This is a genomic window from Micromonospora sp. CA-248260 (genome assembly GCF_050942205.1).
Classification (GTDB): Bacteria; Actinomycetota; Actinomycetes; order Mycobacteriales; family Micromonosporaceae; genus Micromonospora; species Micromonospora antibiotica.
The window spans coordinates 4,641,842-4,655,227 of the sequence record NZ_CP192021.1; the positions used below are offsets into that span (position 1 = coordinate 4,641,842).

General features: G+C 69.2%; 15 protein-coding genes. 9 read left to right on the plus strand and 6 right to left on the minus strand.

Features of this window, described 5'->3' with window-relative positions; all coding sequences use genetic code 11:
• The first annotated feature begins 186 nt into the window (after positions 1-186).
• From ACQP2H_RS19955 to ACQP2H_RS19965, 3 genes are read left to right on the plus strand one after another with little or no spacing between them, the layout of a single operon-like run.
• Positions 187-1,020: a CPBP family intramembrane glutamic endopeptidase gene (locus ACQP2H_RS19955; RefSeq protein WP_219463405.1), complete on the plus strand. Its 834-nt coding sequence runs from the start codon at positions 187-189 to the stop codon at positions 1,018-1,020.
• Positions 1,020-2,177 carry a sensor histidine kinase gene (locus ACQP2H_RS19960; RefSeq protein WP_219463406.1) on the plus strand — a complete coding sequence of 386 codons (1,158 nt, stop codon included), beginning with the start codon at positions 1,020-1,022 and terminating at the stop codon, positions 2,175-2,177. The genes ACQP2H_RS19955 and ACQP2H_RS19960 overlap by 1 nt, the downstream gene beginning before the upstream one ends.
• The gene (locus tag ACQP2H_RS19965) at positions 2,174-2,833 is read left to right on the plus strand and encodes a response regulator (protein ID WP_219463408.1); all 660 of its coding nucleotides are present in this window, start codon (positions 2,174-2,176) and stop codon (positions 2,831-2,833) included. Before ACQP2H_RS19960 ends, ACQP2H_RS19965 begins: the two co-directional genes overlap by 4 nt.
• A 51-nt stretch (positions 2,834-2,884) precedes the next feature.
• On the opposite strand, the gene ACQP2H_RS19970 is transcribed toward ACQP2H_RS19965, so the two are convergent.
• Complete coding sequence (locus ACQP2H_RS19970; RefSeq protein WP_219463410.1) at positions 2,885-3,664, minus strand: NAD(P)H-dependent oxidoreductase; 780 nt, start codon at positions 3,662-3,664, stop codon at positions 2,885-2,887.
• Positions 3,665-3,809: 145 nt separating this feature from the next.
• On the opposite strand from ACQP2H_RS19970, the gene ACQP2H_RS19975 reads away from it, so the two are divergent.
• Together ACQP2H_RS19975 and ACQP2H_RS19980 are read left to right on the plus strand one after the other, a co-directional pair.
• Positions 3,810-4,658 carry a helix-turn-helix transcriptional regulator gene (locus ACQP2H_RS19975; protein WP_219463411.1) on the plus strand — a complete coding sequence of 283 codons (849 nt, stop codon included), beginning with the start codon at positions 3,810-3,812 and terminating at the stop codon, positions 4,656-4,658.
• A gap of 185 nt (positions 4,659-4,843) precedes the next feature.
• Complete coding sequence (locus tag ACQP2H_RS19980; protein ID WP_219463414.1) at positions 4,844-5,371, plus strand: DUF6244 family protein; 528 nt, start codon at positions 4,844-4,846, stop codon at positions 5,369-5,371.
• A 12-nt stretch (positions 5,372-5,383) separates the two neighbouring features.
• On the opposite strand, the gene ACQP2H_RS19985 is transcribed toward ACQP2H_RS19980, so the two are convergent.
• The 4 genes from ACQP2H_RS19985 to ACQP2H_RS20000 all read right to left on the minus strand — a co-directional run bounded on the left by ACQP2H_RS19985 (position 5,384) and on the right by ACQP2H_RS20000 (position 8,649).
• Complete coding sequence (locus tag ACQP2H_RS19985; RefSeq protein ID WP_308290835.1) at positions 5,384-5,866, minus strand: NUDIX hydrolase; 483 nt, start codon at positions 5,864-5,866, stop codon at positions 5,384-5,386.
• A 210-nt stretch (positions 5,867-6,076) separates the two neighbouring features.
• Positions 6,077-6,514: a hypothetical protein gene (locus ACQP2H_RS19990; protein WP_219463416.1), complete on the minus strand. Its 438-nt coding sequence runs from the start codon at positions 6,512-6,514 to the stop codon at positions 6,077-6,079.
• A 228-nt stretch (positions 6,515-6,742) separates the two neighbouring features.
• Positions 6,743-7,300: an O-acetyl-ADP-ribose deacetylase gene (locus ACQP2H_RS19995; RefSeq protein WP_219463418.1), complete on the minus strand. Its 558-nt coding sequence runs from the start codon at positions 7,298-7,300 to the stop codon at positions 6,743-6,745.
• Positions 7,301-8,157: 857 nt separating this feature from the next.
• On the minus strand, positions 8,158-8,649 hold the full coding sequence (locus ACQP2H_RS20000) for an SgcJ/EcaC family oxidoreductase (protein ID WP_219463419.1): 492 nt from the start codon (positions 8,647-8,649) through the stop codon (positions 8,158-8,160).
• A gap of 59 nt (positions 8,650-8,708) precedes the next feature.
• Between ACQP2H_RS20000 and ACQP2H_RS20005 the strand changes: the two genes are divergently transcribed.
• The gene (locus tag ACQP2H_RS20005) at positions 8,709-9,188 is read left to right on the plus strand and encodes a MarR family winged helix-turn-helix transcriptional regulator (protein WP_219463421.1); all 480 of its coding nucleotides are present in this window, start codon (positions 8,709-8,711) and stop codon (positions 9,186-9,188) included.
• Between the two features lie 248 nt (positions 9,189-9,436).
• Positions 9,437-10,189 carry a DUF6928 family protein gene (locus ACQP2H_RS20010; RefSeq protein WP_219463423.1) on the plus strand — a complete coding sequence of 251 codons (753 nt, stop codon included), beginning with the start codon at positions 9,437-9,439 and terminating at the stop codon, positions 10,187-10,189.
• Positions 10,190-10,239: 50 nt separating this feature from the next.
• On the opposite strand, the gene ACQP2H_RS20015 is transcribed toward ACQP2H_RS20010, so the two are convergent.
• Positions 10,240-11,256: a helix-turn-helix transcriptional regulator gene (locus tag ACQP2H_RS20015; RefSeq protein WP_219463425.1), complete on the minus strand. Its 1,017-nt coding sequence runs from the start codon at positions 11,254-11,256 to the stop codon at positions 10,240-10,242.
• A gap of 158 nt (positions 11,257-11,414) precedes the next feature.
• Between ACQP2H_RS20015 and ACQP2H_RS20020 the strand changes: the two genes are divergently transcribed.
• Both ACQP2H_RS20020 and ACQP2H_RS20025 read left to right on the plus strand, forming a co-directional pair.
• Positions 11,415-11,816, plus strand: a complete 402-nt coding sequence (locus tag ACQP2H_RS20020; RefSeq protein ID WP_308290836.1) for a RidA family protein — start codon at positions 11,415-11,417, stop codon at positions 11,814-11,816.
• A gap of 62 nt (positions 11,817-11,878) precedes the next feature.
• Positions 11,879-13,126: an IS701 family transposase gene (locus ACQP2H_RS20025; RefSeq protein ID WP_219463427.1), complete on the plus strand. Its 1,248-nt coding sequence runs from the start codon at positions 11,879-11,881 to the stop codon at positions 13,124-13,126.
• The last annotated feature ends 260 nt before the right edge of the window (positions 13,127-13,386 follow it).

Sequence of the window (13,386 nt, forward strand, 5' to 3'; positions counted from 1 at the left end):
CACCGGACCTGATCGGGGAGATGACCGTCGCGCGCCGGCGGCCCGGGCCCGTACGGCACCACCCTCGTCCCCCGTGCGAGCTACCCGCAGGTGTCCACCGCATGGTGACGATTCCCGGCCCGCGAATCCCTAGCGTTCCAGGTGACCGTGGCACTCCGGCCGCGCACCCTGCAGAGGAACCCCATCATGCGTGTGTTGAAGCAGGTCCTGGCTGTCGTCGCTGCCGGTGCCGTCGGCAGCCGGGCCGTCGCGGCGGTGCAGGACGACCCCTGGCTCACCCTGCTCCTCGGTACGGCGACCGCCGTGGCCACGCTCCTCGTGTACGGGTGGGTGGTGCGCCGTACCGAACGACGGGACGTCACGGAACTGGCCCGGGCTGGCGCCGGCACCCGGATCGCCCGGGGGACGTTGACCGGGTGCGCCATGTTCACCGCCGTCATCGTCGTCATCGCCCTGCTGGGCGGCTACCACGTGCACGGTGTGGGCTCGGTGACCGGCGCGGTGGGGTTGTTCGGGTTCATGGCGGCCGCGGCCGTGACCGAGGAGGTGCTCTTCCGGGGCCTGCTGTTCCGCCTCGTCGAGGAACGCCTCGGTACCTGGCTGTCGCTGCTGGTGACCGGGGTGCTGTTCGGCCTGATCCACCTGGCCAACCCCGACGCCGACCTGTGGGGCGCGACCGCCGTCACCATCGAGGCGGGTTTCATGCTCGCCGCCTGCTACGCCGCCACCCGCACCCTGTGGGTGCCGATCGGGCTGCACTTCGGGTGGAACTTCGCCGCCGCGGGGATCTTCAGCGTCGTGGTCTCCGGAAACGGCGAGTCGACGGGGCTGCTGGACGCCACCATGTCGGGCCCGACGCTGCTCAGCGGCGGCGACTTCGGCCCGGAGGCCAGCCTCGGCACGGTGCTGGCGGGGCTGGTGCTGACCGTGGTGTTCCTGGGGCTGGCCCACCGCAGGGGTCGTATCGTGCCGCGTCGCCGCCCGGTCGACGCGCCGGCGGCAGACGTTACCGTCTCCTGATGGTCGACCTGCGGACGCTTGCGGACCGGTGGCGGCGCTGGCCCGTCACGGTCCGGGACCTCCCGCTGGCGCTGCTGATCGCTCTCGCCTGCGCGCCGCTGCCGGTGTTGCAGGACCGCAGCACGCAACTCGGCGACCTGCCCGGCCGCCCGTTCGACGCGCTGGCCGTGGTGGCGATCGCCCTGGAGTGCCTCCCGCTGGCCGTCCGGCGGCGATGGCCCGGGATCTGCCTCGCCCTGGTGTCCGTCGGTTTCGCCATCGACCAGGTACGCGCCTACCACTCGGTCGCGGGCACCGCGCTGGCCGTGGCGTTGCTGAGCGCCGGCGTCCACCTGCAACGTCGTCGGCGTACCACCCTGGTGGTGGGCTCCGCCGCGTACGTCGCCCTGGCCGTCGCCCTGCACCGGCAGGGGTCGACGGAGGGCGTGGGTGGTTTCCTCACGTTCTACCTGGCGTCGACCCTCGCCTGGGGGGTCGGGGCCTGGCTGCGGCAGAGCCGGGCCGCCGAGGCCGAGCGCCGCCGGGTGGCCGCGGTGGCCGCCCGCGCCACCGAACGCGCCCGCATCGCCGGTGAACTGCACGACATCGTGACCCACCACGTGACGGCGATGGTCGTGCAGGCCGAGGCGGCGCGCTACCTGACGGCTGCCCCGGACCGTCTCGACACCACCCTCACCGCCATCAGCGACACCGGCCGGCGGGCCATCACCGACCTGCGGATCCTGCTCGACCTGCTCAACCCCGACCACCACGGCGACCCGCGGGTGCCGTCCGTCGGCGCGTTGCACGCTCTGGTCGAGCAGACCCGGCAGGCCGGGCAGCCGGTGGAGTTCACCCAGGAGGGCAGCCCCGCCGGGACCGTCGGCGGCGCGGAGGCCGCCGCCTACCGGGTCGTGCAGGAGGCGCTGACGAACGCCCTGAAGTACGCCCACGGCAGCCGCACCGCCGTGCACGTCCGCCACGGGAAGAGGGAGATCACGGTGGAGATCGACACCGACGGCCCGGGTACGCACCCCGCAGGCCCGGGTGGGAGTGGACGCGGCCTGACCGGGCTGCGCGAACGCGTCACCGTGCTCGGCGGCGAGTTCAGCGCGCAACGCCGGGACGACGACGGATTCGTCGTCCGGGCCCGCATCCCCACCGGTGACGCGTCGTGACCGCGCCGATCCGGGTGCTGGTCTGCGACGACCAGGCGCTGATCCGTACCGGCTTCGCGACGATCATCGGCGCGCAACCCGACCTGGCGGTGGTGGGCGAGTGCGGCAACGGGCGTGAGGCGGTCGACCTCGCCGGCCGGCTGCACCCGGACGTGGTGGTGATGGACGTGCGGATGCCGGTCCTCGACGGCATCGCGGCGACCCGCCTACTGGCCGGCAGCGGGACAGCCAACCCGGTCAAGGTGCTCGTGGTGACGACGTTCAACCTCGACGAGTACGTCTATGAGGCGCTGCGCGCCGGAGCGAGCGGCTTCCTGCTCAAGGACGCGCCGCCAGCGCAGCTGCTGCACGGCATCCGCACCGTCGCCAGCGGGGCCGCACTGCTGGCACCCGAGGTGACCCGGCAACTCGTCGGCCGGTACGCCGCACGCATCCGACCCGCCGAGGGCACCCCGGACGACACGGGCCTGACCCGGCGCGAGTTGGAGGTGCTGCGCCTGATCGCCGACGGCCTGTCCAACAGCGAGATAGCGGCCCGGCTGGTGATCAGTCAGGAGACCGTCAAGACGTACGTGTCGCGCATTCTCACCAAACTCGACCTACGCGACCGGGTGCAGGCGGTGGTGTACGCGTACCGGACCGGGCTGGTGACCTGAACGCCCCGGGAGGTTGGTCCTCTCGACGAGACAGGGGGCGCAGGCCCGCCGTCAATCTCGCACATGCAGGTTGAAACCCCCGCGCCCAGGAGCCTCCAGGCCCTCCTTCAATCGTAGTGACGGAATCTCGTAGTCACCGGAGTTCTGCCGCCGGAACGCGATGGGCGCCGTCGTCTCCAGCGTCAGCAATCGTTGCTTCCACCTTTTCGTCACGTCCTCGAATTCTCCGTCGGACATCCTGACGGCGTCATACAACACGAATGGCGGCAGCACCTCCATGCCCGGGTAGTAGAGGATCCCGTGGTGGATCGGGAACAGCAGATCCCCGATGGGGCCGTTGATCCCGCGATCGGTGTAGTGCGACTGTGGGCCGCCCACGGTCACCGAGAGGATCGCCCGCCGCCCGAGCAGGATTCCCTCGCCGTAACGCTCGCCGTAGCGGGTCTCGTCGTGCACGCCCACGCCGTAGGCGAAGTGGAAAGAGAACACCCGGTCCACCCAGCCCTTGAGGATGGCCGGCATCGTGTACCACCACAACGGGAACTGGAAGATCACCGTGTCAGCCCAGAGCAGCTTCTCCTGCTCGGCCGTCACATCGGGGGTGAGTGCGCCGGCGTCGTACGCCCCACCCGAACTCGGTATCACCCGCAGCGGGCTCGTGGCGTACCCGCCGAAGTCGGCTGCGTCCACGACGGCCTTCCAGTTCATCGCGTACAGGTCACTCACCCGCACCTCGTGACCGGCGGCCTCAAGAGTGGACACCGCGACATCCTTCAGTGAGCCGTTCAGCGAACGCGGCTCCGGATGGGCGTACACGATGAGCGTCTTCATGGCTGATCCCTTCGACGACGTGGGTCGCCACCGATACTCGACGGCCGGGACCGCCCCCGTTCAGGGGCGCGAGTTCCGTCGGACCGGACTTCCTGGTACCGGCAGGACCACCCGCACACGGGTCACCCGAGCGATACTGGAGGCCATGGACGATCTCGCGGGCTTCCTGCGTATCCGGCGCTCCCGGGTCGACCCGTCCGTCGCCGGCATCCCGACCGACAGCCGGCGTCGCGTCGAGGGTTTGCGTCGCGAAGAGGTCGCTCATCTGTCCGGGGTCAGCGTCGACTACTACGTACGCCTGGAGCAGGGCCGCGCCACCCAACCCTCGGAACAGGTCCTCGACGCGCTCGCCCGCGTCCTCGGACTCGACGAGACCGAACGCGGTCACCTGCACCGGCTGGCCCGGCAACGCCGCCGTCGCACCAGGTCACCCAGCAGTCGCCCCCGGGCGGACCTGCTACGGGTACTCGACCTGATCATCGACGCCCCGGCCCTGATCATGGACCACCGGATGGACGTGGTCGCCGGCAATCGCCTCGCCGGACTTCTCTACGGCCGAAACACGACGGGCCTGAACACCGCCCGGCACATCTTCCTCGAAGAGGCCGAACGTGGCCTCTATGCAGAATGGGAGAAATGCACGCTCGACGTGGTCGGGCACCTTCGCCTGGCCGCCGGCAGATACCCCGATGATCCCCGCCTGGCCTCGCTCATCGGCGAACTGTCGGTGGGCAGCGAGCGCTTCCGCCGTCTCTGGGCCCGTGCCGACGTACGCGCCCGCACGCACGGACGCAAGGCCTACCGGCATCCCCTGGTCGGACTGCTCGAACTGCATCAGGAGAACTTCGCCCTGCCGGATGAATCGGGCATCGAACTGATAGTCCTGTCGGCGCCACCGGAAAGCCCCGCCGAAGACGGGCTGCGCCTGCTGGCCTCACTCAACGACGGCGGGAACACCCCGGGGAAAGGACTGCGGGTCACCAACTCGTCATGAGCCGTGCGCCCATCTGCCACCGGGCACGCGTCGCTGGGCCAATTGTCGCCCAGCTGAACATGCGCTGGGACGCACAGTTCGTCGTGACGCGGTACCGCTACCGCTGCTGGCTCTGGTGAGCTGGCAGTGCCTTCGGTAGCGTCAAACGCACCCGTCCGCCGTCATCGATTGGGGATGCTGCCTTCGTGTCACAGGTTGAGAAGATCACTGGTGAGCTCCGCGCCCTGATGGCCGGAGTCGAGCGGGCGCAGGGGTTGACGGCCGCTGCCGACCGGCAGGCGCAGGAGGTGGCATTACGTGCCACGAGCGCCGGCTTCCTCGCCGTCGCCGCAGGCGTCGCCCGGATACGCACCGCGATCACCGACGTCCAGGGCACCCTGGGACGGCTGGGAGGATCGATCGGTGAGGCGACGAAAGCCGCCGCCGCCGTACCCCAACAGGCCACCCCGCAGGAGACGGTCGCCGCACTGACGCCCGTGCAGAGCGCCATCGGCGCCGCCCGCGACGCGGCGGGCGGCGTCATCACCCAGATCGGGGAGACACAGCAGCTCGTCACCACGATCCTCCAGGGCGGCCAACCCGGACCGCTGCTACAGGCCCTCGACGGCATCAAGCAGGTCCTGATGCAGGTCGTCGCCCGCACCAACGGTGCACGACAGGCCACCGAGGCGGCGATCGCCGAGGCACAGCGGGTGGGATCAGCGGGAAACTGACGGGGCTGGAGGTCAGTGCGCGCGGAAGCCGTTCTCCAGGTCGAGCATGGTGCCCTCGGCCTTGGCCCGCAGCGCCGCGACGACCCGGCGTGCCAGCAGCTCCGGCATGCGCTCCCGGATCTGCTCCTCGGTGCACCAGGCCCAACTGCGCAGCTCGTCCGGTGGCAGGAGGATGTCGGCCGCGCCGGCCTCATCGAGGGTGCCGCCGTCGTAGACGAACATCATGCCCTCGGTGCGGTCCGGCCGAGGGGGCACCCAATCGGTCACCAGCAGCCGACCAGGCACCACCGACCTGCCCAGCTCCTCCTCCACCTCACGGGCCGCCGCCTGCCGAGGAGACTCGTCCGCGTCGACGCACCCGCCGACGATCTCCCAGTAGTCCTTGTAGACGGGCTCGACCAGCAACGCCCGCCCGGCAGCGTCGGTGATCAGAACTGCCGCGCCCATCCGCTTACGGGGAAGCGTCGCCGTGTAGTCGCCGGATGGTGTGCTCACCTTCGCAGGCTACCCGCGCCGGCGGCCCCGGCATGTCACCTTCGACCGTCCTGGACGGCTGACGAGGAACCATCGACATGGCTGGCCCGTGTCCCGCGGGCCAGCCATTCGTCAATCCGGAACTGCACAGATAACGGGCCTGCCGCACACTCGGTGGTGACGGAGCGTGCTGTTGTCCGAGGAGGATGCAGTGGCGGATCAGGCTTCGGGTCAGGTCCGCTTACGGCTCGCGATCTCGTCGGAGAGTTGCTGCACACGGGCTGGGTCCGCGTCCCGGGCAAGGGCGACGTAGTGGTCCATGACGGCCGGCCGGTAGCGCACGGGCAACGTCTGCCCCGGGGCGAGTCGGGTGAGCTCGGTGATCGTGAGGTCTTCGTCGGCGATACCGCGGAACGAGATGCCCTCGGCGGTCTCCACGTCGAACATCAGGACCACGCGAGGGTTGCTGTTCACCTCCCGCCAGTCGACGAGAACGCCGAGCGCAAGCACCCCCGTACGCAATTCCGCATTGCGCTTCCGTGCGTCACCGCTCAGGAGCGGGTTCGGGGCGACGCCCGGGAAATCGGGCCCGACGCCCAGCGATTCCCGACTCAGGTCGGGCCTGAGCTGCGCCATCGCATCGTCGAGCTTCTTCTTCCAACCGAACATCCTGACCCCTCCTCACACCGGCGCCGGGATCTCGGGCTGACGCTTCACCACCACCGCGATCATACGTCGCCGGCCGTTCCCCTCCGACCCGGGCGGCCCGTTGGTTGCAGGAGCATCCCCTCGAACAACGACCACTGGGAATCCGAGAGCACCTGAAAAGACGACCGGGCCAGAGTCCCGGCCACCTTTGTCACACGCCCTCATAATGACGCTGGCCGACGGCCCGAGTCAGTCCCTTGCAGAATCGTGATGCGGCGGCGGGGTGAACGGACCGCCAGGCGTCCGCCCGACTCGCTCGGCGGCCTGCCGGGTGTCATCATCGAAAAGGACAAGTCGTACGCGCTCGACGGCCGGCGGTGCCGTCTGCAATCCGGTCAACGCCTGGACGACAGCGTCCTCCTTAGGCCACCGGTACACGCCAGACGAGATCAGCGGGAACGCCACCGACGTCGCGCCGAGCTCGGCCGCGATGATCAGCGAGTTGCGGTAGCAGTCACGCAGCAATGCCGATCGGTCCTCGGTGGCGCTCCATACCGGCCCGACGGTGTGGATGACCCAGCGGGCCGGAAGGCGGCCCGCAGTCGTCGCCACGGCCCGCCCGACCGGCAGTCCCCGGCCGAACCGGCTGGCCCGCAACGCGCGGCATTCGTCCAGGATCGCCGGGCCACCCCTACGGTGGATCGCACCGTCCACCCCGCCACCACCCAGCAACGACGAATTCGCCGCATTGACGATCGCATCCACCCGCTCCGCGGTGAGATCCCCCGTGACGAACTCGATCTCCATGGCCACCATCATGAACCATCCGCATACCCCGTGCCGCCGACAAACCCCCGTCGATCACCCGCACTCCAGGTCGCATACGCGCACATGCCGCGATCCGCATGCTTACCGGGATCATCGTGCGTCGAGCCTGCCCGGGGCGTACGGAGCCGGACAGGGGGACGAAGTTCAGCCGATGATGGCGGCGAGAGTGGGGTTCGCAGCTCGCGTCGTAGTCGACGGCTGCGGCGAGCGGTCTGGCGGTCGTTGAAGAAGCTGGGACTGCGGTTTCACCTGCCAGTTCGTCGGGAGCCGGGTCGCCGACCTCCACCCTTAGACCCAGAACTGCGGCGTCGGGTCGGCTGATCAGCCGGTCCGTCGACGGCACCAGGGCTGGAGAACGACACCGGAGGCGCTGCAGGACGGGAGGACTGCGGCGGCGGCCATTGCGACGCCGCGAGCTGGGCCCCGGTGACCGGCAGGGTGGGCGAGATCTGGTCGAGCAAGCGCTGCGCCAGAGTGGCGTCGATCTCGACGTCTGCGCTGATGCGAACATCGGCCGCAGTCGCCAGGTCCACGACGTCATCGCTGGTGAACGCATCAGCTCCGAGAGTACTCAGCCGTCGCGCGAGCTCCTGGACATTGATCATTTGCAGCCTCATCGTCAGATTGTTAGTTATCCACCGTAACCCCCGCTTCGGTCGGCGGATCCTGCGCCCGCCGTTCGGGCTGCTGGGCCGGCAGTCGACGCTGACAACTACGACCGCTGCGCGGAGGTCCGCAACTCTTCGGTGAGCTGATCGCGCGCCTGCAGGGTCGTCACGCTCTGTGTTACCCATGCAGTCCGCGACGCCCGCGATCCGCTCCGGGAGGGCTGCCGTTCAGGTCGTCGTGACGCGGCGGCCGACGCCGAGGCCGCGAGCCAGCCTCCCCATGGCCTGGGCCATGCGGGAGGGCGTGGAGTCGGGGGCGGGGATAGTGATCGGCCTGACGCGGCCGTTGTGCAGTGCAGTGAACCGCCAGCCGTCCTGGGCACGGATGGCGACCAGAGTCTGCCGGGACAGTCGCCGCTTGGGCAGCGTCGATCGCCAGGGCATCAGGACCGATGCGGTGCCGTGGATCACCGCGACGTCCGGGCTGACGTAGCGGATCGATTCGATGCCACCGACGAGCGCGGATCCGGCAAGCACGCCACGGAAGAGCCGGTCGTGGGCTTCTTGCATCGGTACGCGGCCGACTGCGCGGGTGCCGTCGTAGGAGACGTAGTCGGAGTCTTCGGTGAAGCAGTCCGCGTAGGCGACCGCGTCGTTGTCTGTCCATGCCTTCATGAGGCGGTCGAACAAGGCGCGAATCGCGCGGTCGTCGACGTTCATGGGTGCTCCCTATCGGGTAGGATCAAGTCGTCGAAGATTACGATAGCAGAAAGGTTCGAATGTCGAAACGTGAGTTGATTGGTCTCGTAGCCACGCATCTGCGGCTGCTGCAGCAGAGCATCGACGCGTTCGACGAGGCCGCAGCCGCCGCGCTGGAGATCAACCGCACGGATCTGCGGGCACTCGACCTGCTACTGGAGGGCGACAAGCCGCTGTCGGCCGGAGAGCTGAGCAATGCGCTGAGCCTCAGCCCGGCCGCCACGACCACGGTCATCGACCGCCTCCAGCGCGCCGGACTCGCCGACCGGATCGCGGACCCGCACAACAGGCGGCGGGTCCTCGTCGCGGCCACCGATGCCGCCCGTGGCGCCGAACGCCAGATCTACGCGCCGGTCGGCGTCGCGGGTTCCGAGGCGCTAGGCCGATACACGTCCGAGCAACTCGCCACCATCCTCGACTTCCTACGCGTGGCCCGTCATGTCCAGGAAGAGCAGACAGCGCGGATCGCGAGCACACAGACCCGGCTGTACCCGACGTAACAACCTCCTGGCAGCCCGGCGAACCCCACCGGAGATCGCTCACCCGCCGCACATCGAATCGACGCACGGACATGCCGCTGACCGCGCGTCACGCAACGTCGCAGTCGGCCAATCAAGAGAATCCCTGGTCTTGTCGGGAAGCGGATACCGCTGCGTGGCGTTGAGCGTGGACGGCCTGTAGCCGCCTCACCGGGGCGAAAGTGGGGTGTAGTCTGCAGTGATCATTTGGCACTGGGAGCGGACGACCGATGGGTGCGCGTACCGCACTGCTCGCTTTCACCGAGGGTGGTCTGCGCCCTGCTCTGCGGGGAGCGGTCCGGTCGCGCCCAGCGGAGGTCATCGACCTTGTGCGCGGGATGCATCCCGGCTCCGAGGTGACACCGATCGGTGACGGTTCGCTCGGTGACCACAGTTGTCCGCCGGACGACACCAGTTATGCGACCGTCCTGGCTGGTGCCGAGCTGTTCTGCGACCGCCGGCTCGTCTGTGCTCTCCCATCACAGATACCTGCCTGGCTGCTGCGCGCCGCGGAGGGCCGGCGGATCATCATGCACGGCATGCACTCGGTCTCCGACTCGCTGTGCTTCGCGGTGTGGGAGAACGGCGAACTTCTCCGCTCGCTGAGCATCTCGCCGGTCGCCGGCATCGGGGAGAACATCGGCGAGCCCTACGACTTCGAAATGCCATATTGGGCGGGCGAACACCCCGTCGAGCCCGTGCTCTCCGAGGAGCCGTACCCTCTTGCCTTCCACCCGTTGGAACTGGGCGAGCAGGCCCTACGCGCGTTCTTCGGCTTCATCCTCGAGGGCCGACCCGACCCGGACGACATCGACCCGTTCGATGTTCCCCTGCACGGCTTCCACGTCGCCGACCCAACCGGCCGGGAACAGGCGGAACGCGACGACCTGATGGAACGAATCCTGCAGAGGATGGAACCGCCACGGCGTCACCGCATGATGCCGGACGGCACGCTGCGCCGACTCGACGACGGCGAGATCTGACCCCGAAGACCGACCTGCGAGCACTGCCAGGCCCACTCAAACCCGTACTGTCACCGGTCGCCCGGGGACGGGGCAGCACTCGCGTGACGATGGGCGTCCCGGGAGTTGTCATAGAGGCCGGCGATCGTCGCCGCCCGGCAGCCCAGAGCGGCCCGGAGGGAGGGCGGGGAGAGTGCCTCCGCATCGGCGCCGAGTTGCCATACGGCCCAGATGGCATGCCGCAGGTTCTCGAAGGTGACGTTGAGGCGCAGCCAGCCGTCCGTGTCGGGCTCTTCGGCCCGAACGGCCACGGCACTGGCCAGTAGTTCCTCACGCCACATCGGGGCGACCCTGACCGACACCGAGATGTGGTCGGCGGACAGGAACTGCGCGCACCGCTGCTTCCAGAGTAAGTCGAGATCGATGTGATCGGTGCGCTGCGCCCGTTCGTCAAGTTCCTCGGCGGCCAGCATCCGGGACAACCGGTAGGTGCGGTCTTCGCCGTTGCGGGTCGCGAGCAGATACATCCGGTCGCGGACGGTTACCAGGCCTACCGGGTCGACAGTGCGCCACAGTGGGCTCTGGTCACGGGCCGCGTAGTGGATTCGCAGCCGGTTACCGGCGACCACGGCACGCCGCACAGTCAACATGGTGCTGTCAGGGACGTCTCGGGCAGCCTGCCGGCGGGATAGCAGATCGGTCTCCGGCTCCACGAGTAGTCGTTGGGCCGCGTCGCTGACGGTGACCTGGTGGCCGTCGGGCAGCGCGTCCACGACCTTGCGGATGGCCGAGGAGAGGGCGGCACCGAGACCGAAGACCTGTTCACCCCGGGCGGAGGCAGCGGTCACCAGGGCCAGCGTCTCGTCGTGGTTGAGGCCGGTGAGCTCGGCACGAAAGCCGGGTAGCAGAGCGACGCCTCCGTGGCGGCCGCGCTCGGTGTAGACGGGCACGCCGGCGGCGGACAGCGCTTCGACGTCGCGCAGCACCGTACGCGTGGAGACCTCGAGTTCCCGCGCCAAGGTGTCGACGGTCAGCTGACCACGCTGGCGGAGGAGCAGCATCAGCGAGACAAGCCGATCGGCGCGCACGGGACAACTCTAGCCACGGACCGCCCGGAATACCTGACACAGGGTGTCGTGATTACTTGTGACACTCGTCGGCAGGAGCTCGACATGCCGCCTGTTCGGGCGGCGGGACGAACACGTCCTCGACCGAGCTCGTCCTCAATTGAGTCTAAGGAGTAACTGTGGCAGCAGAGCGTATCGCGGTCAACCCGGTGAACTGGTCCCTCGAGATGGGCTTCAACCAGGGTGAGATCGTTTCTGGTCAGACCCGGACGCTGTACGTCTCGGGGCAGACGTCGATGAGCCCGGAGGGCAAGCCCGAGCACGATGGCGACATCGCCGCGCAGCTCGCGCTGTGCGTCGACAACCTGGAGGCCGTGCTGAAGGAAGCGGGCATGACCCTGGCGAACCTCATCCGCTTGAACGTCTACACCACCGACGTCGACCAACTGTTCCCCCACTACGGCGTGCTCGCCGGGCGACTGGGGTCTGCGGGTGTCGCGCCGACCACGACGATGCTCGGGGTGACGCGCCTGGCGATCCCCGGCCAGCTGGTCGAGCTCGAGGGCACCGCCGTCGCCTGAGCCGACCTCGCCACGCTCGCTGCTCGTGCCGGTTCGTCCGGCGCGGGCAGCTGGCAGATTGGGTGACCCTGGTGGCCAAGAGCCTGCCCCCCGGCTGGGCGTCGCGACTGCGACAACTGACGGACCGTGTCGGGCACGTGTTCGCCCGCCCCGAGCCCCGCGTCGTCTTCCACGACCTGGTCGAAGGGCTGCTGTCGGACCTGCCGAAGAAGAACTGCTGGTCCTTGTCCGAACGGGCCGGGCACAGCCACCCGGGCCGAATGCAGGCGCTGTTGTCGCGGGGCGCGTGGAGCGCCGACGCCCTGGAGGCCGAGGTCCGCTCGTACGTCATCGAGCACCTGGGTGACCCGGACGCCATGCTCGTCATCCGCGACGCCCAGGTGATCAAGCGGGGTGACAAGTCCGTCGGGGTGGGACCGCAGCACTGCACGCTCACCAACCGCATCGAGAACTGCCAGGTCGCGGTCATGCTGGCGTACGCCGCGCCCGCCGGGACGGCGTACGTCGGGCATCGGCTGCACCTGCCGCGTACCTGGATCGCCGACTCGGTGCGCCGCAGGAAGGCGGGCATTCCCGCCGACGTCGCGTACGCCTCTCGGCCGGAGCAGGCCGTCGAGCTGCTGGCGGAGGCAGTGGATGCGGCGGTGCCGTTCAGCTGGGTCAGCCTCGACGACGGATACGCCCAACATCCGCAGGTCCGGGACTGGTGCGTGCAGCGCGCCCTGCCGTACATCGCGGCCGTGCCGGCGACGCTACCCCTGATCAGGGTCGGTGCGACCAGGTCGTCCACCACGACCGGCCCCGAACAGATCCTCGGCCACATCGCCGACAGTTACTGGCACCGCCGGACCGAACGGGCGACTGGACGCACGCACGACTGGGCGCTCGTCGGGCTCGGCGGCAGCCTGCTGGTCGGTGGCGAGGTCCCCACCCGCGGGTTCGCCCAGTCGCTCATGGTACGGCGGTCGGTCGACAACCCGCACGATGTCGCCTACTTCGTGGCCCACGCGCGCCGCCGCACACCCGCGTCCGTCCTGATCGGTGCGGCGGAGCGGCGACACCGCGCGGGACAGCCGGAGCAACCCGGCGACGAACTGATCGGTCTCGACCAGTACCAGGTGCGCACCTGGACCGCCTGGCACCACACGATCACCACGTGCATGCTCGCCCACGCGTTCCGCACGGTGCAGCACACAACGGCACCCGATGCCCGCACCGCCGTCCGCAAGCCCCGGCAGGTCGCGGCCTGCCGCCCGGGGGTGGGCACCGGGGCAGCGAGCCACCCACTGCGCAGCGGCTCGGGGCACTAGCGGACGTCGTGAGGGCGGGGCCGGCCGGGTACCGGTCGGCCCCTCGGGCGGTGGCAGGGGCGGGGATCCAGGCCGTGGCAGCACACCGGCGGCACCGTCCGAATCGGACCATCACTCTCATTTGAGTTCCAGCCCGGCTGTCGTCATCCGGTATTTATGCCCGGTTCACGACACGTGACATCACCTGCGCGACGGAATTCGCAAAACGCCGTGAGGCCACCACGAGTCCAAGATCCGCAACTGTAGTCGCCAACTTCGGC